Below are 25,552 nucleotides of genomic sequence, written 5' to 3'. Positions count from 1 at the left end.
GCATTTCATGCGCAAGGTCCTCACCACCGCCCTGGCCGCCGTGACCGCCGCCGGCGCCGTCCTGGCGACCGCGGCGCCTGCCCAAGCGGACCGCTACCGGCATCACCGCCACAAGGACAACGACGACGCCGTGGCCGCCGCCGTGCTGGGAGGCGTTGCGGGCCTGGCCCTGGGGGCGGCCCTGTCCAGCAAGGGCGACCGGAGCCGCAGCTACTACTACAACGGCTATTCGTACGACCCGCGCTACGAGCGGTATCGCGGCGGCTACTACCGCGACAGCTACTACCGTGGCCGACCCCACGCCTACTACGACCGTCCGTACCGGACCTGCGTCACACGCGACCGCGTCTGGGACCCCTACATCGGCCGCCGGGTAACGATCGAGCGCCGCTACGCCTGCTGAGGCTAGCCGACGACCACCCGTTCCTGCCCCCACCAGAGCGGTGAGCGGGGCAGGTCGATGAACCGCTTCTCGTCCTCGAGCAGCAACGCGGCCGCCGCCTGGGCCTCCGGGCGGCGGCCGTTTTGCGCCATGGCCTCCAGGCTGTCGAACCACAGCTCGGCCACGCCGTCGAAGTCAGGCGGCGCGTCGCGGCTGGCGCGGATGCCGACGCTGACGTCCGCCGGAAGACTGTGGGTCTGGACGTAGCGTCGGATCTGGAGGGCGTCGGCGACGCTGGCCACCAGTGGGCCGTGCGTGTCGTACCAGTACTTCTGAAACTCGGCGCGGCTGAGGGACGCGAGCCGCACCAGGCAGAACGTGAGTTTGATCATGGCGATACGCCTCCCGACTCAACCATAACAGGCGAACGGCGCTCGCCAGAACCCTGGGCTCAGGCTAGGTTCGACGGTGTCGTGACATGGCTGGAGGCTAGGGGCGCGGACAATGTCCGACGAGCTCAGAAGCGAGAATGCGCGCCTGGCGGCCCGGGTGGCCGAGCTGGAGGCGCAGCTTGCCGCCAAGCCGCCGATCGATCGCGCCAGCCTCTATCGCATGACCGACAACGCACCGTGGGGCGTGCTCGCCGTTAACAGCGAAGGCCGCATCGACTACGCCAATCCCGCGTTTCAGCGCTGGATGACACGGCCCGTCCCGGCGACCGGGGAGCGCCTCGCCGACGCGATCTGCGCCCCCTTGCGGGCGCGCCTGGATGCGCCGCTGGCGGCGGCCCTCGGCGGGGAGCCGCACGAGGCCGAACTCTCGGTCCAGGATGCGTCGGGCGAACGACGCGACGCCCGGATCTTCGTCGTGCCCCGGGGCGGCGGACGCAACGCCGTCACGGGCGTGGTGGTCAGCCTCTACGATATCACCGACACCCAGGCGCTGGACCGCACGGTGCGGGAGAACGAGGCGCGGCTCAGCCATATCAACGCGGTCGCCCCGACCGCGAACTACATCTACGACTTCCAGGCGGGCGGACCGGCCTGGGCGGCAGGGCGCGCCGAGGGCGTATACGGATATTCCGCGGTGGAGCTCATGGCCGGCGGCGGCGAACTGATCCGCTCGCTGATCCATCCGGACGACTTCCCGAAGATCGCCGAACGCCTGAAGCGGCTGACGGCGGGGGCCGATGGCGACGTGCAGGAGTTCGAGCTGCGGGTCCGCCGGCGGGACGGGGGCTATCGTTGGGTGCTGGACCGGGCCGTGGCCTTCGAGCGCAACGCAGACGGCCGGGTGATCAAGACGCTGAGCGCGGCGCTCGACATCGACGAGCGCAAGCGCGCCGAGGAGCGCCGCACGCTGCTCATCAACGAGCTGAATCACCGGGTGAAGAACACCCTGGCCTCGGTGCAGTCGATCGCCCGCCAGACCCTGCGCTCGGCGCACACGCCAGAGGAGATGATGGAGATCTTCACCGGCCGCCTGATGGCGCTGGCCTCGGCCCACGACGTGCTGACACGCGAGAACTGGGAAGGCGCGGGCTTGTGGAAGATCGTGGAGGTGGCGCTCGCGCCCTTCGACGTGGCGCGCATCGCGCGCGGAGGGCCCGACGCGCGGCTGGGCGCCCGTGCGGCGCTGGCGCTGGGCATGGCCCTGCACGAACTCGCCACCAACGCCTCGAAGTACGGGGCGCTGTCGAACGAGGTCGGCCAGGTGCGGGTGTCGTGGGAGATCCGGGCGGGCGGTCCGGCTTCGGTGCTGGCGCTGGAGTGGCGCGAGGCGGGCGGGCCGTCGGTGGTTCCGCCCAAGCGTCGCGGGTTCGGCTCGCGCCTGCTCACCCAGGGCGTGCGCAGCGAACTGGGTGGGTCCGCCGACCTGGAGTTCGCGCCGGAGGGCGTCGTGTGCCGGATCACGGCGCCGCTGGAGACCACGCCCATTCTCGCCCTGGCCTGATCGGAAGCCAGGCTCCGCAATATCGCCACAGAGTCCCGCGAAACGTAGTTGACGGCGAAGAGTCCAGTAATTACTAAACATGCAGGAACTGGATTCACGAGACCTCGCCACCCGGAGGGCCCAGCGGCCGCCCCAGCCGCTTTCCGCCTCTTCCGCGACCCAAACCTCCCCCCTGAGTGCGGAGATCCGGGTGGCGAGCCCCCACTGCTTGGAGAAGCCTGATGCGCGTCCGCTATGCCATCCGCTGGTCCCGGCTCACCGAGACGCTGGCCATGGCCGCGTCGGCCGCGGGGCTGATCGCAGTCGTGGCCCGACTGGTGTAGATCGCGCCAAGAAGAGGCGCGCGGTCTCGTCAGGCCTTAACCATCGAAGTCTTGCAACCGTGGCGCGATTGCCGTGACGGAAGCTTGTGGCGCGGGCGTGTGCGACCGTCGTTGATCTCAAGGGGTGCAGAATTCGGCGCGGTTAACGCGGATTCAGTACGTCTGTCAGTCTTACCTTAAATCCCCATCGCCAGATTCGCGGCGTAGTCGGGCGCATTCCCGGCGCCGCTCCGCGGAGCTCCACCGTGCCGGACACCCCGGTCGATTTCGGCAGGCCTCTCAAGGTTCTGCATGTCGACGACGACCCGATGAACCTGCGCGTGGTCCAGGAAATCCTGAGCGCGTTCGGCCATGACGCCGTGATGGCCTGCTCGGGCCAGGAAGCTCTCGAGCGCCTGGCGGTCGAGACCTTCGACATCATGCTGCTCGACATCCACATGCCCGGAATGACGGGCGTGGACGTCATCGAGAGCCTGCGCAGCTCCAGCGGGCCGGAGCGCGACATCCCGGTCATCGCCGTGACCGCCGACGTCTATTCCCGGCGGCCGGCCGAATACGTAGCCTTGGGCTTCAACGATTTCGTGTCGAAGCCGATCCTGGTGTCGGGCCTGATGGCGACCATCAAGCGATGCGTTGCGGCGCCCCGAGCGCCGGCCTTCAGCCGCGCGAGCTAAGTCCGCGCCCCTCGCACTCGCCGTCCCCAAAAGCAAAACGCCCGCCGTGACCCGGCGGGCGTCGTGGTTTCTGGAGGAACCGGCTACTTCTTGGCCGGCGCCGCGGCAGGCTCGGCCTGCAGCGACTTCACCTTGTCCAGATGGGCCTGGATCTTGGGCACGGCCTTGGCGGCCGCGGCCTTCAGGCCCGCATCGTCGCCGTTGTCGGCGTAGCCCTGCATCAGGGTCAGGGCCTCGCTGTGGGCGGCTTCCTGCTGGGCGAGGTAGGTCTTGTCGAAGTCGGCGGCGGACGCCGCGTTCAGATTGTCGATCAGGCCCTTGCGGCGCTCGTCGAGGCCGGTGGGCGCTGTCTTGCCGGCGGCGGTGATCAGCGGCTTCATCTCGTTGGTCATCGCCGTGTGCTCGGTGACCATCATCTTGCCGAAATCCTTCACGCCCTGGGACTGGCCCTTCTTCTGGGCGATCTGGCCGGCCTGGATCTCGTACATGTCGCTGATCGCGGCGTTGGTGACGAAGGCGTCCGTGGACACCTGGCCCACGGTTGCGGCGGCGGTGGCGCCGACCGCAGCCGAGGTCGCGTCCTGGGCGGCGTTGACCGCTTCGTTCGACGTGCCGGGGTCCGTGGCGGTCGCGGTCTCGTCCTTCTGCTGGCAGGCGGCGAGCGACATCGCGGTCACGGCGGCGGCCGCAAACATCATGGCGCGTTTCATGGAGGCTCTCCCTTGAGGCGTGGTGGAGGGCCAAACGGCCGGTCAGCCAAGGGGTTCCGGCATCGGCACAATGATAAGCCCCGACCGAACCAGGAACATCCGCTGCCCGGCGAGGTCGAGGGACAACCGGAACTGTCGAAAGAGGCCCGTGCCAAGGAGGCCCGCCGGCGCCGGCGCGTTGGCTGCGGGCGTATAGACTTGGATTTCCGCGTCCCGCAGCGTCATCCCGGCCAGCCGGACCGTGCGCGCCGTGACCATGCGGTCCAGGCTCAAGCCTCCGAGACTCACCGAATGCGCCGAGGTCACGCGGCGGCCTGGGGCCAGCAGGCCGGCATCCTGCGCCGCCGGGGCGGACAGCGCCAGGACGCCGCTGGCGCCGGTGTCGACCAGAACGTCGAGCGGCGGGGCGTCCTCGATGTGGACGGCGACCATCGGGGCGCCGCCCTTGAGCCGCAACGGAACGTGGAGCGCGTCGCGGGGCGGACGATGGGCGTGCCGCGCCAGGAAGCGGGCCCGAGCGCGCGGGAAATCTGCCTCCACCACCAGGTGGCGCAGCACGTCGCGCCCGATCAGCAGCTGGAAGTCGCGCCCCGTGGCGGCCGAGATCTCCGCGAGGTTCAAGGCCGCCGCCCTGAGCCGGGGGATGTGCAGGCCGGGAAGGGCGAGGTCCAGGCGGACGGTATGGGTCAGGCTAGGCGCGCCGCTGACGCCATAGGCCAGGATCGGGGCGGCCACGGTGCGCGGCAGGTCGAGGCGCTGGGCAAGGGCGCGATCGACGGCCGAGAACTGGGCTCCGGAATCGACCACCGCCCGGATGGGCGCGCCGTTCACCGTCGCGGCGATATCGATCAGGCCGCCCCGTGCGGCGAGCGGCTGCCACGGCGTGTCGCGGCCGTTTGCGAAGCGGGGTTCCAGCGGCGGCCAGGGCAGGCGGTCGCGCACGAGGAACAGCGCCCCGCCCGCGGCGCCCAGCAGGCCGAGGCGCGAAAGGAAGCCGCGCCGGCTGATCACTGTGTCTGCAGCTCCTCGGCGCCGATGGCGAAGGCGCCGTCCAACCAGGCCAGGATCTCGCGGGCGGCCGGATGGTCGAACGCGGCGAACCGGGTCTGCAGGCGGGTCTTCTGCTCCGCGCTGATCCCGTCCAGGCCCGCGTCCTCCAGCAGAAGCAGGGTGCGTTCGACGCCGTCCGCCAGGTCCGGACCCAGGACCGCCACCGCCGCGCGGCGGAAGGCGGCCAGATACTGATAGTCCGCCCCGTCCCGGTAGCTCTCCGCCAGGGTCAGCGCCGGGATCTGCGACAGCACGGCCTGGGAGGCGGTGTTGATCCCATGGGCGGCGACGTGCGGGGCGATGGTCGAGGGGCGGCCGGTGAAGGCCCGCAGGTGCAGGTGGCGGCTCATCCGCGGGCCGTCGTTGACCGGATAGTTGTCCCAAAGGAACGGCTTGCGCCGCATCTGCTCGGTCACGCGGGCCAAGTGGCCGGGGGAGAACTCGCGCGCGCAGACTTCCTCGCCCGTCCACATGATCTGGATGGCGGGATCGAGACCGGCGCCCAGGTCTTCCAGGTAGTTCGCGGGGCGCTGGCCGAAGACCCGGTCCAGCACCGGATCGTCCGTGTAATAGCTGGGGCAGGCGATGACCCGGCCCGCCGTGGTGCGTTCGGCGATCCAGTGGACGATCTCGATCTGCCGCTCGGCGAGGTCCGGCAAGTCCCCCTTCATGTCGTCGAAGAAGACGCCGAGGTCGGCGAGCCCCAGGCCGTCGAGCTGGGCAAGCTTGGCCGCCAGCGCCGCCTTCGCGCCGGCGTCGAAGCCGAGGAAGAGCTCGTAGGGGCTGAGGCCGACGCCGAACCGGACGCCCGCCTCCCGGCAAGCCGCGGCGAAGGCGGCCAGCGCCTGCAATTCCGCATCTGGATAGGGCTCGCGCCAGCGGCGGCGCAGATGGGCGTCGGCCTTGGGCGCATAGAGGTAGAAGCCGTAGCCGGCCGGGGCGAGCGCGCGGACTAGGCCCGCCCGTTCCTCCCACGAATACGGCCGGCCGAAGAAGCCCTCGATGATGCCGAGCTCGGGTGTCATGGTCCCCTGATAACGGACCCGGTTGCGAGAACGATGTAAATTTGTAAGGTCCGCGCCAGCAAAATCGAGGAAGCGCCCATGAACCCCAACGCCGAGTTCGACATCATCGTCTATGGCGCCACCGGCTATACCGGCCGCCTGGTGGCCGAGCACCTGGCGCAGCGCTACGGCGTGGGCGGCGAGGTGAAGTGGGCCATGGCGGGCCGCTCGGCCGACAAGCTGGCGCAGGTCCGCGACGAGATCGGCGCCCCCAAGGACACCCCGCTGGTGGTCGCGGATGCAAGCGATCCGGAACAGCTCAAGGCCATGGTCGGCCGGGCCAAGGCGATCATCACCACGGTCGGCCCGTACCAGCTCTATGGCTCGGACCTGGTGGCGGCCTGCGCGGCGGCCGGGACCGACTACCTCGACCTCTGCGGCGAGCCCAACTGGATGCGCCGGATGATCGACGCGCACGACGCGGCGGCCAAGGCGTCAGGCGCGCGGATCCTGTTCTCCTGCGGCTTCGATTCCATCCCGTTCGAACTGGGCGTCTACTTCACCCAGGAAGCGGCCAGGGCGAAGCTGGGCGGCCCGGCGCCGCGGGTGAAGGGTCGGGTGCGCGGCATGCAAGGGGGCCTGTCGGGCGGCACGGCGGCCAGTGGGGCGGCCACCATGGCCTCGATCCAGAAGGACCCGTCGCAGCTGGCGGTGATGATGAGCCCCTTCGGCCTGACCCCCGGCTTCGAGGGGCCGGCCCAGCCGCCGGGCACGGCCGCCGGCGACGATCCCGACGTGGGCCCGGTGGCGCCGTTCATGATGGCGATCATCAACACCAAGAACGTCCACCGCTCGAACCTCCTGATGGGGCACGCCTACGGCAAGGACTTCGTCTACGACGAGATGGTGATGGGCGCGCCGGGTGCGGGCGGCCCCGGCTTCACCGACCTGGGCAGCCTGCCGGGCGGCGGGCCGAAGCCGGGCGAGGGGCCGACCAAGGCAGAGCGCGAGGCGGGCTTCTACGACGTGCTGTTCGTGGCCACCGGCGCCGATGGGCGGCAGGTGCGCGCTTCGGTGAAGGGCGACAAGGACCCGGGCTACGGCTCCACGTCCAAGATGCTGGCCGAGACCGCTATCGCCCTGGTGAACGCGCCCGACGTGAAAGGCGGGATCTGGACCCCCGGCGCGGCCCTGCAGGGACGGCTGGTCGACCGGCTGCAGCAGCACGCCGGGCTGACGTTTACGGTGGAGTAGGGCCCGCTATTCCGCCGTCCAGCCGCCGTCGATGGAGAGGTTGGCGCCGGTGATCTGGCTGGCGGCGTCCGAGCAGAGGTAGACGGCCAGCGACGCCACCTGGTCCACGGTGACGAATTGCTTGGTGGGCTGGGCCTCCAGAAGGACGTCGCTGATCACCTGTTCCTTGGTCAGGCCGCGGGCCGCCATGGTGTCGGGGATCTGCTTTTCCACCAGCGGCGTCCAGACATAGCCGGGGCTGATGCAGTTCACCGTGATGCCGTGGGTTGCGACCTCGAGGGCGGCGGTCTTGGTCAGGCCGGCGATGCCGTGCTTGGCGGCGACGTAGGCCGACTTGAACGGCGAGGCCACGAGGCTGTGGGCGGAGGCCGTGGAGATGATCCGGCCCCACTTGCGCGCCTTCATCCCCGGGATCGCGGCGCGCATGGCGTGGAAGGCGGACGACAGGTTGATGGCCAGGATCTGGTTCCATTTGTCGACCGGGAACTCGTCGATCGGCGAAACGTGCTGGATGCCGGCGTTGTTCACCAGAATGTCCAGGGAGCCGAAGTCCGCCTCGGCCTTGGCGATCATGGCGGCGATGGCCGCGCCGTCGGTCATGTCGGCGCCGTCATAGGCGGCGCGTACACCGAAGTCCGCCTCGATCTTGGCTCGCTCGGCCTCGATGGCGGCCGGATCGCCGAAGCCGTTGATGACCACGTTGGCGCCCTGTTCGGCGAAGGCGCGGGCGATGGCCAGGCCGATGCCGCTGGTCGAGCCGGTGACGAGGGCGGTCTTGGCTTGCAGGGACATGGCGGACTCCGTCTGGCTATTGTGCAGTGCAGCGAAGCCTCATGGCGGATTTACGTCCGGTCGTCCATCGCCCGTGAGGTCGTAGGTGGCGACGCCAGGCCGTTCGGGCAGGGCCAGCGCCTCGCAGCGGCCGAGGGTGCGGCGCACGTCAGCCAGGCCCGCGCGCCAGTGCTCCTGCATGGTGACGCGCGAGAACTCATAGTCCTTGGAGTTCCCCTCGTAGAGCTTGGCCCGATAGATCAGCTGCACGATGGCGATGCGGTTTTCCTGGGCGAAGGCGTGCAGGAGGGCGACGTCCTCCGGCCCGTCGAAGTCGTGCGGCAGGCGCGCCAGCAGGCGCTGCAGCGCCGCCTTGGCGTTCTGCAGGCGCGCCTGGACGTCGGTGTTCAGCCGGGTGCGGCTGGAGAAGCGGATGTCCTTCTCGCGCTCGGCGGCTTCCAACAGGGTCTTGGGCATGTCGCCGCGGGCGCTGAACAGGTCGACCTGGAAGATCAGCAGGTCGCGGTCGCCGGCCTCGTCCAGCACATGCTGCAGCGGCGTGTTGGAGACGATGCCGCCGTCCCAATAGTGCTCGCCGTCGATCTCCACCGGCGGGAAGCCGGGCGGCAGGGCGCCCGAGGCCATGATGTGCTCCGGCCGGATGCGGCAGTGGGTATTGTCGAAATAGGCGAAGTTGCCGGTGCGGACGTTCACGGCGCCCACGCTGAACCGCATCTCGCCGGAGTTGATGCGGTCGAAGTCGACCATCTCCTCCAGCGTCGCTCTCAGCGGGGCGGTGTCGTAGAGGCTGATCGCCTGCGGCGCGCCGGGCGGGTAGAGGATCGCCGGCGGTACGCGGGGGGTGAAGAAGCCGGGCACTCCGAACGCGGCGATCCAGGTGGCGGCCACCTCATTCCAGTAGGCGCGCAGATGCTCGTTGGACGGGGCATGCGGCGCCGGTGCGGCGGAGGAGACCAGCCGCCAGAAGGCTTCGAGCCGTTCATGCCGCTTCTCGGGCGGGTTGCCGGCGATCAGGGCCGCGTTAATGGCCCCGATCGAGATGCCGGCCACCCAGCCCGGCTGCAGGCCGGCCTCCTCCAAGCCCTGGACAACGCCGGCCTGGTACGAGCCCAGGGCGCCGCCGCCCTGCAGCACCAGCACCCGGTCGCATTCGGCGGCGGTGATCGTCATGGCGCGCTCCGCATCGGGCGCCCATCGCACCCCGCGACGCCGCTCTGCGCAAGCGGCGAGGCGGGACTGTGGCGGTCGAGGCGGGCGCCTGCGCAAAAAACCCGCCGCGCGCCGTCATCAGCTACATCAGGCCGAGGGCCTTGAAGCTGGCCACGCCGTCGCGGCCGACCACCAGATGGTCGTGGATGGCGATGCGCAGGGGGCGGACAGCCTCCACGATCTGGCGAGTCATGTCCACGTCGGCGCTGGAGGGGGTCGGATCGCCGGAGGGGTGGTTGTGCACGAGTATCAGCGCGCTGGCCGACAGCTCCAGCGCCCGGCGGGCCACTTCGCGGGGATAGACCGGCGCGTGGTCCACCGTGCCGCGGTTCATCACTTCGTCGGCGATCAGCTGGTTCTTCTTGTCGAGAAAGAGCACGCGGAACTGCTCGCGCGCTTCGTGCGCCAGGGCCGTCTTCACATAGGCCAGCAGGGCTGTCCACGACGAGATCACCGGCCTGCGGGCCACCTGCTCGCGCGCCGTGCGCAGCGAGATCTCGTGCTGCAGCTTGAGGTCCAGCGCCACCGCCTCGCCGACGCCGGCCACGGTCCGCAGCTCCTCGGCCGTGGCGCCCAGCACGCCGCCCAGCGAGCCGAAGCGGGCCAGAAGCTGCTTGGCCAGTGGCTTGACGTCGCCGCGCGGGATGGTCCGGAACAGCAGCAGCTCCAGCACCTCGTAGTCGGGCAGGGCGGCCAGACCGCCCGCCGCGGCGCGCTCGCGCAGGCGTTCGCGATGTCCGGCGTAGTGCGGCTTCGGCGCCGGCGCGGGGCGCCAGAGCTGGCTTTGGGGCGAGGCGTCCTCGACGGAGAAGGGGCGGGCCATGAGGTTGCAATGTTCCCGAATTGTTCGCAAAATGCAAGGCCAAGCTAGACGCCCCCGATCGGGGGAGGCCCCCGCGGCGCCGGCGTTGCAAGGTTCGTCCCGGGATGGAGGGGACAATGAAAATCGGGACGCTGATCGGCGTGTTGGCCGTGGCCGCGCTGGTGGTCACGCTGGTGCTGGTGGGGCCGGATCGGGCGACGGAGCTGGCCTACCTTGGCTAGTTCTCGACCCGGATGGCGTTGTCGTCCGAATTGCGGTCGATCTGCTTGTTGTAGGGGTCAACGCCGGCGAACCGGGGCGGTTTGGCCACGACGAGGGTGATCGTCTGCGGGCCGGACCTCAGGGGCGTGGTGCGGAAGGCCAGGACGTTCTTCGCGCCGAAGCCGGGCTTGCCGGGCTCGGCGTCGAACACCCCCACGTCGAACACCTCGCCGGCCGGGATCGCCACCGGCGTCTCCTGGCCCCGGCCATCGGCATAGGCCTTCTTGGCCTCGACCGTGAGGGTGACGTCGTAGCGGCCGTCGGCGCGCGTCTTCACGGCCGCGGTCTTGGTCGACAGATCGTAGACCGTGATCCTTTCGAACAGGTCGGTGATCAGCTGCTGGGCCACGGGATCGCGTCCGGCCTCGGCGCGCAGGGCGTCGACCAGATCCTGCGAGCGGGGGTAGGGGGCGCCCTTGAAGGCGTATTGCGCGAGCAGCCGGCGGAGCGCGGCGTTGACCTTGGCCTCGCCGATCCGGTCGCGCAGCAGGTACATGACCAGCGAGCCCTTGCGGTAGTGGATGTAGGGCTGGTTCTCGACCCGGATCAGGGGCAACTCCTCCACCAGCTCGCCGCCGCGGCTGCGGAGATAACGGTCCAGCTCGAACTTCAGGAACTTGCGGATGCCGGCCTGGCCGTAGGTCTTCTCCATGACCAGCAGGGCGGAATACTGCGCCAGGGTTTCGGAGAGGGCGGTCGCCCCCTGCATGTCCGCGCCGATGATCTGGTGGGCCCACCACTGGTGCGCCAGCTCATGCGCCGTGACGTAGGTCACGTAGTCGATCTTCTCCGGATCAGTGTTGTCGGTGACGAAGCCGATGCTCTCGGAGTAGGGCATGGTGTTGGCGAAGGCCTGGGCGAAGGTTTCGTACCCCGGGAACTCGACGATCCGCGCCTGGTGGAACTGGTAAGGGCTGAAATTGGCCTGGAAGTAGTCGAGGCCCGTCTCCAGCGCCTTGATCATCCGCTCGACGTTCCAGGGGTGCTGGCGGTCGTAGTAGATGGCCAGTTCGACGCCCTTGTAGACCTCGCGCCGGATGGCGTAGCGGGCGGACTGCACCGAGAAGAAGTTCAGCACGGGGGCGTCCGTGCGGAAACGGATGGTCCGCCGGCCGCCCTTGATCGTGTCCGAAATCCTGTAGCCGGGCGCCACGGGCGTCTGGTCCGCGTCGGTAGTGACGCGGATGTCGGCGTTCACCCAGTCGGCGTTGGCCAGGTAGTTGCGGGCCTGGGCGGCGCGATCTTCCAGCTTGGGCGGCCGGAGCTGCGGTGGCAGGCCGTACTTGCGGCGCTTGGCGCGGTCCTGCAGCAGCTGCGCGCGGTCCATGCCGACGACGGGGGCGAACTCGAAATTGTTCACGAAGGTCCCGTTGTCGACGATGCGGGTGGTGTTGCCCGAGTTCTTGAAGCCGCGCTGCTGCATCACCGTCTGGAACGAGAGCGCCGTGCGCTGGCCGGGCTGGAGCGGCGCATCGAAGGTGAAGATGCGATAGTTGAAGCGGTCGAAGGTGCGGACGCGCCCGGCGCCGTTCACCGACATCTGCAGGGCCTTGGTGTCGCGGGCCAGGCGCACGTGCAGCTCGCGGATCGGCGCCCCGGTGTCGTTGACCAGCTGGTAGACGCCCTCGGTGACCAGTTTCGGCAGGGTGGGGTGAAGGTCCAGGTCCAGCGCCACGTCGGTGACAGAGGGCTGGGCGACCTTCTCGTAGCGGAGGAACCCCTTCTCGAATTCGGCCAGCCACCGCTCCTCCTCGACCGAGGTCCGGTAGGTGTTGATGACGTTGGTGTTGTCGTAGATGAACGCGCCCAGGCCGATCCACGCGGCGACGGCGGCGGCCCCGATGGCCCCGGCGGGACTCAGCAGGCGGCGGGGCAGGCGTTTCAGCCGCGGCAGCATCCGGGTCTCGGTCCCGCGCCGCCACAGGCCATAGGCCAACACCAGCAGGATGAGGGCGAAGGCGCTCCAATAGGCGCGGAACCAGGCCGCAAAGCCGGCGTAGTCGCCCTGGCCGTTCATGTCCGAGAGCGGCGTCGCGACGCGGCCGCCGTAGAGGTAGAGGTTGTGCTCGAACCCCAGGGTCGGGAAGGCGAGGACGGCGATCAGATAGAGCACCATCAGGCCCCAGCCGACGAACTTGTGGGGCGAGACCGCCTGGAAGAACACGGCCAGGACCGCGATCAGCGTCCAGTCCACGGCGCTGGGCAGCACGTACCAGTAGAGGTACTTCGCCAGCTGCAGATCGTAGAAGCCCTTCGACAGCTGAACGAGCACGCCCGCCGCGGCGCTGACCAGCAGCATGGCGATCAGGACCAGGGCGATGGCCAGGGTCTTGGGGACCACGAAGGCCCAGTCGGGAACGGCGGTGGCGTCGACGATCTCGTGCGTCTTGCGTTCGCGCTCGCGCCAGACCAGCTCGCCCGCGTAGAACACCGCGACGATCACGACCAGGAAGCTGAAGCTGCCCTGCAGCGTGCCGATCACCCAGCGGGTGACGGGGTAGAGCTTCGCGCCGCTGAGCTCGTCGCCGAGGATCAGGCTGCCCAGGCTGTTGAACAGGCCGAGGAGAAGCAGCACCGCGAAGGCGGGGCTCTTGAACACCTGGCCCATCTCGAAGCGCGTGCGCTTGAGCAACTGCGCCCAGGCGACCTCGAGGCCACGCCCGGGGGCGGGCAGGCGGCGCGAGGGCGGCGCAGCCGGCGGCGCCTCGGCGGCAGCGGCCGGCTTGCGCGCCCGGCCCGCCTTGGCCTCGAAGCGGAAGGTGAACCACGCGCTGCCAAGGCAGGCGAGGGCGATCGGCAGCCAGATCAGACGGTTCCAGAGCAGCGGCCCGACCAGATCCGGCATTCGGCCGTTGGAGTCGGCGGCGGTGAAGTAACGGGTGGCCAGCTCCCAGGCGGCGAGCCCGAACGGCTCGACGAGGGCGGCGAGCTGCAGCTTCTCCGGGTCCTGCAGCGCGACGTTCATGGCCAGGTAGGCCACCATGAACCCGGCCACGCCCAGATAGGTGCCCATCATCGAGCGGGTGACCGTGGCCAGGGTGAAGAAGATGGCTGAGGTCAGGAACAGGCCGGGCAGGGCCAGCCACACATAGGCGAAGGCGTAGTCGGCCAGCCGGTTCGGACCCATGGTCTCGGGATCCACCCAGGGCATCAGCGAGCCGACCACGATCGCGGCGGGGACGAAGAGGAAGGCCAGGGCCACGGCGGCGAAGGCGCCCGCGAAGCGGCCGAACAGGTAGTCGAACTTGCCGATCCTCGTGGACCGCACGATCGGGCCGAAGCCCGTCTCCTCGTCGCGCACGATGACGTTGGCGACGAAGGCGGTCGAGACGAACATGAAGAAGACCGTCATCACCATGACGATCTGGCCGATGGCCTGGGGCGAGTTCTTGTGGACGTTGCCGCCGGCCCCGATCTGCACCCGGTCGATGCCGACCGCGCCGAACACCAGCAGGAAGAAGATCAGCCCCGCGATCCAGAAGATCGGCTGGCGGAGCTGGTAGCGCAGCTCGAAGGCCGCGATCTTGCCGAACATGCCCTTACGACCTCTCGCCTAGGCCGCGCGGCGCGAGGCGGCGAGGGTCGAGAAGTAGACGTCCTCCAGGCCGCCCGGCACGGGCTCGAACCCGGCGCCGGGGGCGCTGTCGGAGAGGACGTGGATCACGGTGCGGCCGCCCGCCAGCCGGGTGGAGATCACCTGGCTGCGCGCACGCTCCGCCTCGAGCTCGTGCCGGTCGATGACCTTGCGCCAGACGCGGCCCGAAAGACCCTGGACCAGATCGGCCGGCGCGCCCTCCTGCAGAATCCGGCCGCCGGCCAGCACGGCCATGCGGGGGCAGAGGTCGGCCACGTCGTCGACGATGTGGGTGGACAGGATCACCACCACGTTCTCGCCGATCTCGGCCAGCAGGTTGAGGAAGCGGTTGCGTTCCTCCGGGTCGAGGCCCGCGGTGGGTTCGTCCACGATGATCAAGGTGGGGCGGCCGATCAGCGCCTGGGCGATGCCGAACCGCTGGCGCATGCCGCCGGAGTAGCCGGCGACCGCCTTCTTGCGCACGTCCCAGAGGTTCACCTGCTGCAGAAGGCTCTCGACCGTCTCCTTGCGCTCGGCCTTCCCGGCGATACCCTTCAGCACGGCCATGTGGTCCAGGAGATCGAGGGCGGAGACCCGCGGATAGACGCCGAAGTCCTGGGGCAGGTAGCCCAGCGTGCGGCGCAGCGCCTCCGGCTGGGCGATCACGTCGATGTCGCCGAACCGGATCGAGCCCGAGGTCGGCGTCTGCAGCGTGGCGATGGCCCGCATCAGCGTGGACTTGCCGGCGCCGTTGGGGCCCAGCAGTCCGAACATGCCCTTGCCGATCTCCAGATCGACACCGTCCAGCGCGCGCGTCCCGTTTGGATAGACGTGCGTCAAACCCTTGATGGAAAGCATGACCCTCTGACTTCCACCCCACCCGGCCCCGAAGCTGCCCCGGGGCGCGGCCGCGGGCAAGTGAGGGATATGTAACCCCTGATGCGCCTGTAACGGCCTGCCCAGGGCGTTACGCCTTCCGGCCGCGCTCGCCTTACAGGCGAGTGCAGTTCGCCCACGTTCGTCGCGGCCGCACCGCGCATTCGTCGCGTTGCGATGGAGGCCGCAGCCGTCCGCACCGATGTCCGCCGAAGCAAGCCAAGCATCGGAGATGGGTATGAAAAGCATTTTCCTGGTCGGGGCCGCCCTTGTCCTCGGCGCGACGAGCGCGGCCCAGGCGGCGGTCATCGTGGCCCCCGTGACCGTCAGCGTCACCAGCGGGGGAACCGTGGGCTCCTTCTGGACCGTCGACAACGTGATCGATCAGTCGGGTCTCACGAGGACCTACATCCCAGGCGTCACGGACTTCGACGCCTTCGTGGCCGAGCCGAACCGGCATTCGGGCGCGCTGAACACCGAATGGTTCAGCGGTCGGGATTCCCGTTCCGCGCAGTTGACCTTCGACTTCGGACAGGAGGTCACGCTCTACAAGCTGGCGATCTGGGACGAGAACAATTCCTCGCAGCAGTCGATGTCGATCTCGACGCCTGCTCTGGGGCTTATCCGATCGTTTGCTCCCCGGGAGAATTCCGGCTCGCCCTATCCGGGCGGCGAGGTCTTCGAGTTTCGACCGATCACCACGCGCTACCTGACCCTGGATATCACCGGCTGCGGGACAAAGCCCCAGTTCAACTCGGTCGACTACTGCGGCTTGGGCGAGATCATCTTCGCGGACGGCAGCGGGGTCGGCCCCGTGCCGGAGCCCGCGACATGGGCGCTGATGATCGGCGGGTTCGGGATGGCCGGCGCCATGCTGCGCCGTCGCCAGCGGCTGGCGCTGGCCTAGGCCTTCAGAGGACCGGAGCCGTCGGCCACGCGGAAGTGGTCGACGCCCGGCGGCCGATCCAGCAGGAAGCGGTCGTCCTCGGGGTAGTAGCGGGCGCGTTCGAAGTCCTCGCCCGCGAAGGCTTTGATGACCTCCAGATCGGTCCACCAGCTCAGGGTGGTGACCTCGCTCGTCCCGTCGCCCAGATCGCGGAACAGCATCTGCCAGCCCAGATTGCCCGGGGTGGAGAGGTAGTCGTCGCCGCCGGTCGCGGCGATGTATGCGCGGTACTCAGCCTCGTCGGCGGTGCGGATCCGGCCCACCCAGCGGCGAAGAATCATCGGGCCTAGGCGCTGAGGATCGGCGGCTTGAACTGGCCAGTCGGCGAGCCGGTGAAGATCTCGACGCCGTCCTCGGTGACGCCGACCGAATGCTCGCACTGGGCCGACAGCGACTTGTCGCGGGTGACCGCCGTCCAGCCGTCGGAGAGCAGCTTCACCGGGTGCTTGCCCAGGTTCACCATCGGCTCGATCGTGAAGAACATGCCAGGCTGCAGCAGCTCGCCCGTGCCCCGCTGGCCGAAGTGTAGGATGTTGGGCGCGTCGTGGAAGACCTTGCCCAGGCCGTGGCCGCAGAAGTCGCGGACCACCGAGCAGCGCATGCTCTCGACATACTGCTGGATGGCCGCGCCGATGTCGCCGGTGCGGGCGCCGGGCTTCACCGCGGCCAGGCCGCGCTCAAGCGCCTCGTAGGTCACGTCCACCAGCCGCTTGGCGCGCGGGGCCACCGGGCCGACGCCGTACATCCGCGACGTGTCGCCGTGCCAGCCGTCGACGATGACCGTGACGTCGATATTGACGATGTCGCCTTCGCGCAGCACCCGCTCGCCCGGAATGCCGTGGCACACGATGTGGTTGGGGCTGATGCAGACGGTCTTGGTGTAGCCGCGATAACCCAGGCAGGCCGGCAGGGCGCCGTTGTCCAGCACGAACTCCCGCGCCAGGTCGTCCAGGTGGCCGGTCACGACGCCGGGGACCACGTGCGGGGCCAGCATGTCGAGGCACTCGGCGGCCAGGCGGCCGGCCTTGCGCATGCCTTCGAAGGCCGCAGCGTCATGCAGCTTGATCTGGCCGGTGCGGTATTCGCCGTCGAGGGTGTCTGTCATCGCGATGCTCCGGCGACCTATGTCGCGATCCTATCACCGAAGGTCAACCGCGGCGCGACATCCTAGTTCGGCAGGGGGAACAGCGCCTCGGGGTCGTCGACAGGCGACGGCGCGTCGATGGCGCATACGAGCCCTTCCGGTGGGAAGCTCAGCCGCACCTCACCCTTGAGCTCGGCCGAGAGGCCGCGTTCCAGAAGGCGTGAGCCGAATCCACGGACGGCCGGGGGCGTGACAGGCGGGCCGCCGCCCTCGCGCCAGGTCAGGCGCAGGCGCGGTCCCGCAAGTCCTTCCGCGAGCGTCCAGTCGATGGCGATGCGTCCTGCCGGCACGCTGAGCGCGCCGTACTTGGCCGCATTCGTGCTGAGTTCGTGGATCGCCAGGGCGAACGCCACCGCGGTCTTTGACGGCAGGGTCAGCTCGGGTCCGGCCAGGTCGAACCGGGCGGCGCCGGAACCCTGGGCGAAGGGCTGGATCGTGCGGACGACCAACTCGCGCAGCGGCACCGAGCGCCACTCGGCCTCGGTCATCAGGACGTGGGCGCCGGCCAGGGCCATCAGGCGGCTGTCGAAGTCGGCCCGCGCCGCCACCGTGGGGCGATCCGCGCGCAGCGTCTGGGCCGACAGGCTCTGGACGATGGCCATGGTGTTCTTCACGCGGTGGTTCAGCTCGTGGACCAGCAGCCGCTTGTGGTCGAGCTCGGCCTGAAGCGAACCCATCAGGTCGATGTTCTGCAGCGAGGTGGCCATGCAGCTCGCGAGCGCGGCCATGGCCGAGACCTCGTCCTCGCTAGCGTCGCGGACATCGCGCCAGTAGGCGCCCAATGCGCCGAACGGCGTAGGCTCGCCGACCGGCGTCATGATCAGGCTGTGGATGCCGGTGGGGCGGTAGGCGTCGTGGGGAATGCGGTCGTCCGAGTAGATGTCGCGGATCACCACCTGCTGGCGGTTGAGCATCGCCCAGCCCGAGATGCAGGCCGTGAGCGGGAATTTCTGGCCGGTCCAGAGCGGCGCCTCGCTGTCCTCGGCGATGTAGTGACAGCACTCGCCGTCCCGCAGCACGATCGCCACGCCCATCGATCCGGCGATGTCGCGGGCGGCTCGGCGAGTGATGTCGATGATCGCCTCGTGCGATCGGGCGGCGCTGAGGTCCTTCACCGCCCGCGAAAGGCGTGCGAACCGCGCCCGAGGCAGCCAGGCCACGGAAGCCCCATCGTCCGTCTGTCGTACGCGCGTCGGCATGAACTCTCCACGGCCCGGACACTATCCAGGGAGGTGTTGAGAGCTCATTGCAGCCAAGGTTGCGTATCTTGCCAAGGCACCTTGTGCGCGAGGGTGACCCCCTGCGGCGTGATGGCGCAGGCATGGGCCAGCACCTCGACCCCCGCCGCCGCGGCCGCGGTGAGGCCCTTCGCATAGGCCGGGTCCAGGTCGTGGCAGGCTTCAAAGGCGTCGCAGTCGGTGCGCTGGATCACGAACAGCATCACCGCCCGTTGGCCCGCCTCGACCATGGCGGTGAGTTCGCGCAGGTGCTTGAGCGACCGGGCGGCCACGCAGTCGGGAAACTCGGCCAGGGTCCCGGTCCGGCGCAGGTGGCAGTTCTTCACCTCCAGCCAGCACCGCGCCCTGTCGGGGTGTTCCAGCAGGAAGTCCACGCGGCTGTTCTCGCCGTAGCGGACCTCACGACGGTGGGTGGCGTAGCCGGTGAGCTCGGGGATGGCGTCGGCGGCCAGGGCCTCGGCGACGATGCGGTTGGGGTGCAGGGTGTTGATCCCGACCAGGCCGCCGTCGGCCTCCACCAGCTCCAGGGTGTGCGCAAGCTTGCGCTTGGGATCGTCCGACTTCGACAGCCAGGCGGACAGGCCGGGGGTGTTCAGGCCCAGCATGGCGCCGGGGTTCGGGCAGTGCGCCGTGATCTCTGTCCCGTCGTCCAGGACCACGTCGGCGAAGAAGCGCTTGTAGCGGCGGACGAGGGTTCCGCGGACGAGCGGTTGCGAGAAGTCCATGTAAGGCTTTAGTCCGGTGGGGAAGCAGGCTGATGTAGGCGAGGGGCGGGCGGATGGCGAGCGGCGAGGACGAGCGGGTCACCTGCGCGGTGCTGATCATCGGGGATGAGATCCTCTCGGGGCGAACCCAGGACACGAACCTGCGCGACATCGCCCGCTACCTGGGCGTCATCGGGGTGGACCTGGCCGAGGCGCGGACGGTGCCGGATGTGCTGGGCGAGATCGTCGACGCGTTGAACGCCCTGCGGTCCCGCTACGACTATGTGATCACCACCGGCGGCATCGGCCCGACGCACGACGACATCACCGCCGACGCTGTGGCGGCGGCGTTCGGGGTCGAGCTGGAAGAGCATCCCGAGATCATGGCCATGATGACCGCGCGCTGGGGCGACCAGTTGAACGCGGCGCGGCGGCGGATGGCGCGGGTGCCGGTGGGCGGGGCGCTGGTGAAGAACCCGGTGCAGGGGCCGCCCGGCTTCACCATCGGCAACGTCTTCACCCTGGCCGGCGTGCCGCAGATCATGCGGGGCATGCTCGAAGACGTCGGCCCCAGGATGCGCGGAGGACGGCCGACCGTGTCCCGCACCGTGCGCGTCGAGGGCTCCGGGGAGGGGCAGATCGCCGAGCCCCTGGAGGCGGTGGCCAAGGCCCATCCCGACATGTCGCTGGGCAGCTATCCGTTCTTCAGCGCCGAGGGTTACGGCTCGAACCTGGTGATCCGCAGCCGCGACCCCGAGCAGCTCTCCGCCGTGGTGGCCGAGTTGATCGAGGCCTTGCGACGAGCGGGCATCGACAACGTGAAGGAGATGGCGCTAGCGTAACAACTAGACGTCACTCGGTTTCCGCCCCCGGCAAAGGAGCGCCCTCATGATTTCCGCCCTGTTCGCCGTCGCCCTGCTGGCCGCGGCCGCCGAACCCGCCGCCCCGACCGGCGGCGCCGCGCCCGCCGCATCCACGCCGGCCAAGTCCGCGACGCCTGCGAAGGCCGAAAAGAACGAGCTGGTCTGCAAGCGGGAGGCGGTGCTGGGCAGCCGCATGAAGCAGCGCACCTGCCGAACCCAAGCCGACTGGGACCTGATGAAGCAAGAGGCGCGCGACGAGGTCGAGAAGAACCAGAGCGTCAAGCCGCTCAGCTTCTAGGGCTTCTCGCCACGCCCCAGGTCCTCCGCCGCGAATCGGCGCCGCGGCCCTAGCCGCCTTCCAAGCTTCCGCCTGTGGATAACTTGTGCATTAGATGGCGGCCGAGAAGGTCGGCGCGCCGTGCCGACCGTCGTTGGGCTCGAGGGCGCCTCGTGAAAACGCTCGCCGTGATGTCCCGCAAGGGCGGGGCCGGGAAGACGACCGTGGCGGTCAACCTGACCCTCGCGGCGCGCGCCATGGGCGTCCGGGCCGTGCTGGCCGACGCGGACCCGATGCGGAGCGCCTGCGAGGTGCTCAAGGGCCGCGACGAGGCCTCCGGCCTGCTGTTCGAGACCAGCGCGGCGAAGCTGTTCGCCCTGACCGAAGCCTGCCGCCGCTCCGGGGTGGAACTGCTGGTCATCGACACGCCCGCCGCGCCCGAGGCCGACGTGGGCGAGGCGGTGAAGGTGGCCGACCTGTGCCTGGCGGTGGCGCGGCCGACCTACCTGGATCTGGCCGCCGCGGTGCTGTCGGTGGCCGTGATCCAGCGGCTGGGCCGCGAGGGGCTGATCGTGCTGAACCAGTGCGCGCCGGCGCGCGCGGGGGTCGAGCCGCCGTCGGTGGTGAAGGCGTTCGACGCCCTGCGGTTCGCCAACCTGCCGGTCGCGCCCACCGCGGTCCGATCGCGGATGATCTACCAGACCGCCTTCGCCCAGGCGCGCTCCGTACTCGAGATCGACGACGGCGGGGCGGCGGCGCAGGAGGTGCGTGCGCTGTTCGGCCACGTCTGGCGCCGGATCCGGGGCGAGCGTCCCGCGGCCATGGCCAGCGCCAACGACGACCTGCGCCGGGGGCTGCGCCTCGGCCTAGCGCCGGGCGCCTGACGCGCAAACAAAGGTGTGGACAAGGCGCAGCAACCTCGGGTCAGGCTATACGAAGGTCTGGACAGATTGACGCAGCGTTACCAGCTAACCTTTCAAGGCCGCTGATGGGGCGGCTCGGCGCAGGCGTGTGCGCCGGGGTCTGCGACAAGGAGTTGGGCATGTCGGGAGCGGTCCGCTGGGCCGTGGGGGCCCTCGTTTTCCCCCTCCTGGTTTCCTGCGGGGCGAAGAAGGCCGATGGCCCGCCGCCGCCCGCGCCGGTGACGGTCTCGGCGCCGCTCGCGCGCCAGATCATCGACTGGGACGAGTTCGTCGGGCGGTTCGAGGCGATCCAGCAGGTCGAGGTGCGTCCGCGCGTCTCGGGCTATGTGCAGTCGATCGGCTTCCGCGACGGCGACATCGTCGGGAAGGGCCAGCTGCTCTTCGTCATCGACCCGCGCCCCTATCAGGCGGCGCTGGCCCAGGCCCGCGCCGACCAGGCCAGCGCCGAGGCCCAGGCGGCCAACGCCCGGGTGGAGCTGGAGCGGGCCAAGACGCTGCTCGACAAGGGCTTCGTCTCGAAATCGACCTACGACTCGCGCCTGGCGCAGCAGCGCTCGGCCGACGCCGCGGTGGCGGCAGCCAGGGCCCAGGTGCAGGCGCGCGAGCTGGACGTCTCGTTCACCCGTATCACCTCGCCCATCGCCGGCCGCGTCTCGGACCATCGGGTCGACGTGGGGAACCTGGTGGCCGCCAGCGGGTCCGAGGCGACCCTACTGACGACGGTGGTCTCGCTGGATCCGATCCACTTCGCCTTCACGGGCTCAGAGGCGGTCTATCTCAAGTATCAGCGGGCCAACGAGGCCGGGACGCGGACCAGTTCGCGCTATGCCTCCAACCCCGTGGACATCCAGCTGCAGGACGAGACGGCCTACAACTGGCGCGGCCGGATGGATTTCGTGGACAACGCCCTGGACATCGGCTCGGGTACGATCCGCGGCCGGGCGGTGGTGCGCAATCCGAACAACCTGCTGACGCCGGGCATGTACGGCCGCATGCGCCTGCTGGGATCGGGCGCCTACACCGCGCTGCTGGTGCCGGACTCCGCCGTCCTGGCCGACCAGTCGGACAAGGTGGTGCTGGTCGCCGCCCGCGACGACACGGTGCAGCCCCGCAAGGTGGTGCTGGGGCCCATCGTCGACGGCCTGCGCGTGGTGCGCAGCGGGCTCTCCGGCGCCGACCGGGTGATCATCGACGGCCAGGCGCGCGTGCGCCCAGGCATGAAGGTCGCGCCCAAGCCCGGGCGGATCGTCAGCGCCGCCCCCACCGCCCCGCAGCCCAGCGTGCTGCAGCAGCCGGCGGCCCAGGCGACGAGCGCCGGCGGGGCCCAGTAGGGCCATGCGGTTCTCGCGCTTCTTCATCGACCGCCCCGTCTTCGCGGCGGTCATCTCGGTGATCATCATCCTGGTGGGCGCCTTCGCCTACCCGTCGCTGCCGATCGCCCAGTATCCCGAGATCGCGCCGCCGACGATCACGGTGACCGCGAGCTATCCCGGCGCCTCGGCCGAGGTGATCGCCGACACGGTGGCCACGCCACTGGAGCAGGAGATCAACGGCGTCGAGGACATGCTCTACATGTCCTCGTCCTCCACCTCGGACGGGCTGCTGACCATCACCCTGACGTTCAAACTGGGGACGGACCTGGATAACGCGCAGGTGCTGGTGCAGAACCGAGTGGCCTCCGCCGAGCCCCGTCTGCCGGAAGACGTGCGGCGGCTGGGGGTGGTGACGCGCAAGGCCTCGCCCGACCTGCTGATGGTCATCCACCTCTACTCGCCCGACGGCACGCGCAGTCCGGACTACATCTCCAACTACGCCCTGCTGCAGGTGCGCGACCGGCTGGCGAGGCTGGACGGCGTCGGGGACGCGCGGATCTTCGGCGCTCGCGACTACGCCATGCGGGTTTGGATCGATCCGGACAAGGCGGCGGCCCACAACCTCACTGCAGGCGAGATCGTCGGCGTTCTGCGCGCGCAGAACGTCCAGGTGGCTGCCGGCGCCGTGGGCCAGGCGCCGTTCAGCGCTGCCGGCTCGGCCTTCGAGCTCAACGTCAACACCCAGGGGCGTCTGACCGACCCCGCCCAGTTCGCCAACATCATCGTCAAGAACGACGCCGGCGGCCATGTCGTGCGGATCAGCGACGTGGCGCGGGTCGAGCTGGGGGCGCAGGACTACCGCGTCAACGCCTACCTCGACCGCGGCCAGAAGGCGGTGGCCATCGGCATCAGCCAGCGGCCGGGCTCCAACGCCCTCGCCACCGCCGACACCGTGCTGAGGACCATGGAGGAACTGGGCCCGAACTTCCCGCCCGGCCTCAAGTACACGGTGATCTACAACCCCACGGAATATGTCGCCGAGTCGATCAACGAGGTCCGCAAGACTCTGTTCGAGGCGGTGATCCTGGTCGTGCTGGTGGTCATCGTCTTCCTGCAGACCTGGCGGGCGGCGATCATTCCGGTGGTGGCGATCCCGGTCTCGCTGGTGGGGGCGTTCGCGGTGATGGCCGGGTTCGGCGCCTCGCTGAACAACCTGTCGCTGTTCGGCCTCGTTTTGGCCATCGGCATCGTGGTCGACGACGCCATCGTGGTGGTCGAGAACGTGGAGCGGAACCTGGCGGCGGGCATGACCCCGCGGGAGGCCGCCTATCGCACCATGGACGAGGTGGGCGGCGCCCTGATCGCCATCGCCCTCGTGCTGGTGGCGGTTTTCGTGCCGACGGCCTTCATCACCGGCATCTCGGGCCAGTTCTACAAGCAGTTCGCGATCACCATCGCCAGCGCCACGATGATCTCGTGCCTGGTGTCGCTGACCCTCTCGCCGGCAATGGCGGCCCTCGTGCTGCGCCGCCACCCGGAGCACCCGGTTCCAGCCAAGGGGTGGCGGCGGCCGTTCCAGCTGTTCGGCTGGAAATTCAACGAGGTGTTCGCCAGACTTAGCGAGCGCTATGGCAAGCTCACGGCCCTGACCGTGCGGCGCGGCGTGATCATGCTGGCCGTCTATGCGGTGCTGCTGCTGTTCACGGTCTGGCGCTTCTCGGCCACGCCGACGGGCTTCATCCCGGCGCAGGACCAGGGCTATTTCATCGCCGTCGTCCAACTGCCGCCGGGCTCGTCGCTGGCGCGCACGGACGCGGTGGTGAAGCAGGTGGTCAACGCCGCCATGGACACCAAGGGTGTCGAGCATGCCGCGGCCTTCGTCGGCCTGGACGGCACCACCTTCACCAACGCCCCCAACGCCGGGACGATTTTCCTGCCCCTGACCCCGTTCCACGAGAGGGGCGCCGAGGGGATCAAGGCCCAGGCGGTGCTGGACGACCTGCGCCAGAAGCTGGGTCAGATCGCCGGCGCCAACGTGCTGGTGATCCAGCCGCCGCCCGTCAGCGGCATCGGCACCGGCGGCGGCTGGAAGCTGATGATCGAGGACCGGCAGGGCAAGGGTTACCGCGCCCTGGAACAGGCCACGGTCGACCTGATGATGCAGGGCAACCAGCAGGACGAACTGACCAGCGTCTTCACGCTCTTCAACACTTCCACGCCCCGGCTGTGGGCCGAGATCGACCGAGACAAGGCGCAGATGGCCGGCGTGCCGCCGGAGCAGGTGTTCGAAACGCTGTCCGTCTACCTCGGATCGGCTTTCGTGAACGACTTCAACTATCTGGGGCGGACTTATCGCGTGACGGCGCAGGCCGACGCGCCGTATCGCGACGAAGCCTCGGACATCGCGCGGCTGCAGACCCGGTCGTTGTCCGGCGCCATGGTGCCGCTGGGTTCGGTGGCGACCGTGCGCGACGACAGCGGCCCCTACCGGGTGGTGCGTTACAACCTCTATCCGGCGGCGGAACTGCAGGGCGACACCAAGCCGGCCTATTCCTCCGGCCAGGCGCTGGATCGCGTGGAGGCGCTCGCCAAGGCGCGGCTGCCGGAAGGCTTCGGCTACGAGTGGACCGAACTGGCCTATCAGCAGAAGACCGCCGGCAACACCGGGGCGATCGCCTTCGGCCTCGCGGTGGTGTTCGTCTTCCTGCTGCTGGCGGCGCAGTACGAGAGCGTGACTCTGCCGCTGGCGATCATTCTGATCGTGCCCATGTGCCTGCTGGCGGCGATCCTGGGCGTGAACCTGCGCGGGTTCGACAACAACATACTGACCCAGATCGGGCTGGTGGTGCTGATCGGCCTGGCGGCGAAGAACGCCATCCTGATCGTGGAGTTCGCCAAACAGGCCGAGGAGCGGGGGCTCAGCCGCTGGGATGCCGCGGTCGAGGCCGCGCACACCCGCCTGCGGCCGATCCTGATGACCTCCTTCGCCTTCATCCTGGGCGTGCTGCCTTTGGTGATCGCTAGCGGGCCCGGGGCGGAGATGCGCCAGGCGCTGGGGACGGCGGTGTTCTTCGGGATGATCGGGGTGACCGCCTTCGGCCTGCTCTTCACCCCGGCCTTCTACGTCATGTGCCGCTTCATCTCGGACCGGCTGTGGAAGCCGCAGGAGTGCGACGCCCTGAAGGAGCATCCGGCCGAGTAGTCTTGACCTCCCTAGGGGCGCCTTCCACAAGTCGGCGCAAACGGGAGGACTTGTGAG

The 25,552-nt window shown here is 69.4% G+C and carries 23 protein-coding genes; 10 read left to right on the top strand and 13 right to left on the bottom strand.

Going from position 1 to position 25,552, the window contains the following annotated elements; all coding sequences use genetic code 11:
• The first annotated feature begins 7 nt into the window (after positions 1-7).
• On the top strand, positions 8-403 hold the full coding sequence (locus AX721_RS09420; RefSeq protein ID WP_068875759.1) for a hypothetical protein: 396 nt from the start codon (positions 8-10) through the stop codon (positions 401-403).
• Positions 404-405: 2 nt separating this feature from the next.
• Here AX721_RS09420 and AX721_RS09415 read toward each other — a convergent pair whose 3' ends face one another.
• The gene (locus AX721_RS09415) at positions 406-774 is read right to left on the bottom strand and encodes an EthD domain-containing protein (RefSeq protein ID WP_068875758.1); all 369 of its coding nucleotides are present in this window, start codon (positions 772-774) and stop codon (positions 406-408) included.
• Positions 775-886: 112 nt separating this feature from the next.
• Between AX721_RS09415 and AX721_RS09410 the strand changes: the two genes are divergently transcribed.
• Entirely contained in the window at positions 887-2,335 is a 1,449-nt protein-coding gene (locus AX721_RS09410) for a sensor histidine kinase (protein WP_068875757.1), read from the top strand.
• A gap of 568 nt (positions 2,336-2,903) precedes the next feature.
• Complete coding sequence (locus tag AX721_RS09405) at positions 2,904-3,332, top strand: response regulator (RefSeq protein WP_068875756.1); 429 nt, start codon at positions 2,904-2,906, stop codon at positions 3,330-3,332.
• 83 nt (positions 3,333-3,415) lie between these two features.
• On the opposite strand, the gene AX721_RS09400 is transcribed toward AX721_RS09405, so the two are convergent.
• The 3 genes from AX721_RS09400 to AX721_RS09390 are packed head-to-tail and all read right to left on the bottom strand — an operon-like array spanning position 3,416 to position 6,117.
• Entirely contained in the window at positions 3,416-4,042 is a 627-nt protein-coding gene (locus AX721_RS09400) for a DUF4142 domain-containing protein (protein ID WP_068875755.1), read from the bottom strand.
• A 42-nt stretch (positions 4,043-4,084) separates the two neighbouring features.
• Positions 4,085-5,053, bottom strand: a complete 969-nt coding sequence (locus AX721_RS27330) for a pepsin/retropepsin-like aspartic protease family protein (RefSeq protein WP_068875754.1) — start codon at positions 5,051-5,053, stop codon at positions 4,085-4,087.
• Complete coding sequence (locus AX721_RS09390; RefSeq protein ID WP_068875753.1) at positions 5,050-6,117, bottom strand: beta-N-acetylglucosaminidase domain-containing protein; 1,068 nt, start codon at positions 6,115-6,117, stop codon at positions 5,050-5,052. Before AX721_RS09390 ends, AX721_RS27330 begins: the two co-directional genes overlap by 4 nt.
• Positions 6,118-6,195: 78 nt before the next feature.
• Here AX721_RS09390 and AX721_RS09385 point away from each other — a divergent pair, with 78 nt between their 5' ends.
• Positions 6,196-7,350 carry a trans-acting enoyl reductase family protein gene (locus AX721_RS09385; RefSeq protein ID WP_068875752.1) on the top strand — a complete coding sequence of 385 codons (1,155 nt, stop codon included), beginning with the start codon at positions 6,196-6,198 and terminating at the stop codon, positions 7,348-7,350.
• Between the two features lie 6 nt (positions 7,351-7,356).
• Here the strand turns inward: AX721_RS09385 and AX721_RS09380 are convergent, their stop codons facing one another.
• The 5 genes from AX721_RS09380 to AX721_RS09360 form a co-directional block, all read right to left on the bottom strand.
• A complete protein-coding gene (locus AX721_RS09380; RefSeq protein ID WP_068875751.1) occupies positions 7,357-8,142 on the bottom strand; it encodes a 3-hydroxybutyrate dehydrogenase in 786 nt (261 codons plus the stop codon).
• Between the two features lie 39 nt (positions 8,143-8,181).
• Positions 8,182-9,312: a patatin-like phospholipase family protein gene (locus tag AX721_RS09375; protein ID WP_068875750.1), complete on the bottom strand. Its 1,131-nt coding sequence runs from the start codon at positions 9,310-9,312 to the stop codon at positions 8,182-8,184.
• 121 nt (positions 9,313-9,433) lie between these two features.
• Positions 9,434-10,174 carry a DNA repair protein RadC gene (gene radC, locus AX721_RS09370; protein WP_068875749.1) on the bottom strand — a complete coding sequence of 247 codons (741 nt, stop codon included), beginning with the start codon at positions 10,172-10,174 and terminating at the stop codon, positions 9,434-9,436.
• Between the two features lie 217 nt (positions 10,175-10,391).
• Positions 10,392-13,970 (bottom strand): M1 family aminopeptidase, encoded by a 3,579-nt coding sequence (locus AX721_RS09365; RefSeq protein ID WP_068875748.1) that lies wholly within the window; start codon positions 13,968-13,970, stop codon positions 10,392-10,394.
• Positions 13,971-13,988: 18 nt separating this feature from the next.
• A complete protein-coding gene (locus AX721_RS09360) occupies positions 13,989-14,867 on the bottom strand; it encodes an ABC transporter ATP-binding protein (protein WP_068875747.1) in 879 nt (292 codons plus the stop codon).
• A 256-nt stretch (positions 14,868-15,123) separates the two neighbouring features.
• On the opposite strand from AX721_RS09360, the gene AX721_RS27880 reads away from it, so the two are divergent.
• Complete coding sequence (locus AX721_RS27880; protein ID WP_068875746.1) at positions 15,124-15,792, top strand: PEPxxWA-CTERM sorting domain-containing protein; 669 nt, start codon at positions 15,124-15,126, stop codon at positions 15,790-15,792.
• Here the strand turns inward: AX721_RS27880 and AX721_RS09350 are convergent.
• From AX721_RS09350 to sfsA, 4 genes are all read right to left on the bottom strand, one after another.
• Positions 15,789-16,112, bottom strand: coding sequence for a hypothetical protein (locus AX721_RS09350; RefSeq protein ID WP_068875745.1), 324 nt, complete (start codon positions 16,110-16,112; stop codon positions 15,789-15,791). The two genes, AX721_RS27880 and AX721_RS09350, sit on opposite strands and share 4 nt — an antisense overlap.
• Before the next feature lie 5 nt (positions 16,113-16,117).
• The gene (map, locus tag AX721_RS09345; protein ID WP_068875744.1) at positions 16,118-16,936 is read right to left on the bottom strand and encodes a type I methionyl aminopeptidase; all 819 of its coding nucleotides are present in this window, start codon (positions 16,934-16,936) and stop codon (positions 16,118-16,120) included.
• 62 nt (positions 16,937-16,998) lie between these two features.
• A complete protein-coding gene (locus AX721_RS09340) occupies positions 16,999-18,135 on the bottom strand; it encodes a sensor histidine kinase (RefSeq protein ID WP_197422515.1) in 1,137 nt (378 codons plus the stop codon).
• A gap of 83 nt (positions 18,136-18,218) precedes the next feature.
• A complete protein-coding gene (gene sfsA, locus AX721_RS09335) occupies positions 18,219-18,938 on the bottom strand; it encodes a DNA/RNA nuclease SfsA (RefSeq protein WP_068875742.1) in 720 nt (239 codons plus the stop codon).
• A 53-nt stretch (positions 18,939-18,991) separates the two neighbouring features.
• Here sfsA and AX721_RS09330 point away from each other — a divergent pair, with 53 nt between their 5' ends.
• The 5 genes from AX721_RS09330 to AX721_RS09310 all read left to right on the top strand — a co-directional run bounded on the left by AX721_RS09330 (position 18,992) and on the right by AX721_RS09310 (position 25,495).
• Positions 18,992-19,759, top strand: a complete 768-nt coding sequence (locus AX721_RS09330) for a competence/damage-inducible protein A (protein WP_068875741.1) — start codon at positions 18,992-18,994, stop codon at positions 19,757-19,759.
• A 46-nt stretch (positions 19,760-19,805) separates the two neighbouring features.
• Positions 19,806-20,078, top strand: coding sequence for a hypothetical protein (locus tag AX721_RS09325; protein WP_068875740.1), 273 nt, complete (start codon positions 19,806-19,808; stop codon positions 20,076-20,078).
• 152 nt (positions 20,079-20,230) lie between these two features.
• Positions 20,231-20,941 carry a ParA family protein gene (locus AX721_RS09320; RefSeq protein WP_068875739.1) on the top strand — a complete coding sequence of 237 codons (711 nt, stop codon included), beginning with the start codon at positions 20,231-20,233 and terminating at the stop codon, positions 20,939-20,941.
• 158 nt (positions 20,942-21,099) lie between these two features.
• Positions 21,100-22,311: an efflux RND transporter periplasmic adaptor subunit gene (locus tag AX721_RS09315; RefSeq protein WP_068875738.1), complete on the top strand. Its 1,212-nt coding sequence runs from the start codon at positions 21,100-21,102 to the stop codon at positions 22,309-22,311.
• Between the two features lie 4 nt (positions 22,312-22,315).
• Complete coding sequence (locus AX721_RS09310; RefSeq protein WP_068875737.1) at positions 22,316-25,495, top strand: efflux RND transporter permease subunit; 3,180 nt, start codon at positions 22,316-22,318, stop codon at positions 25,493-25,495.
• Positions 25,496-25,552 lie beyond the last annotated feature (57 nt).

This window comes from Phenylobacterium sp. CCH9-H3, assembly GCF_001557235.1.
In the GTDB taxonomy this organism is placed as follows: Bacteria; Pseudomonadota; Alphaproteobacteria; order Caulobacterales; family Caulobacteraceae; genus Phenylobacterium.
This window is presented reverse-complemented; position numbering and strand designations above follow the sequence as displayed.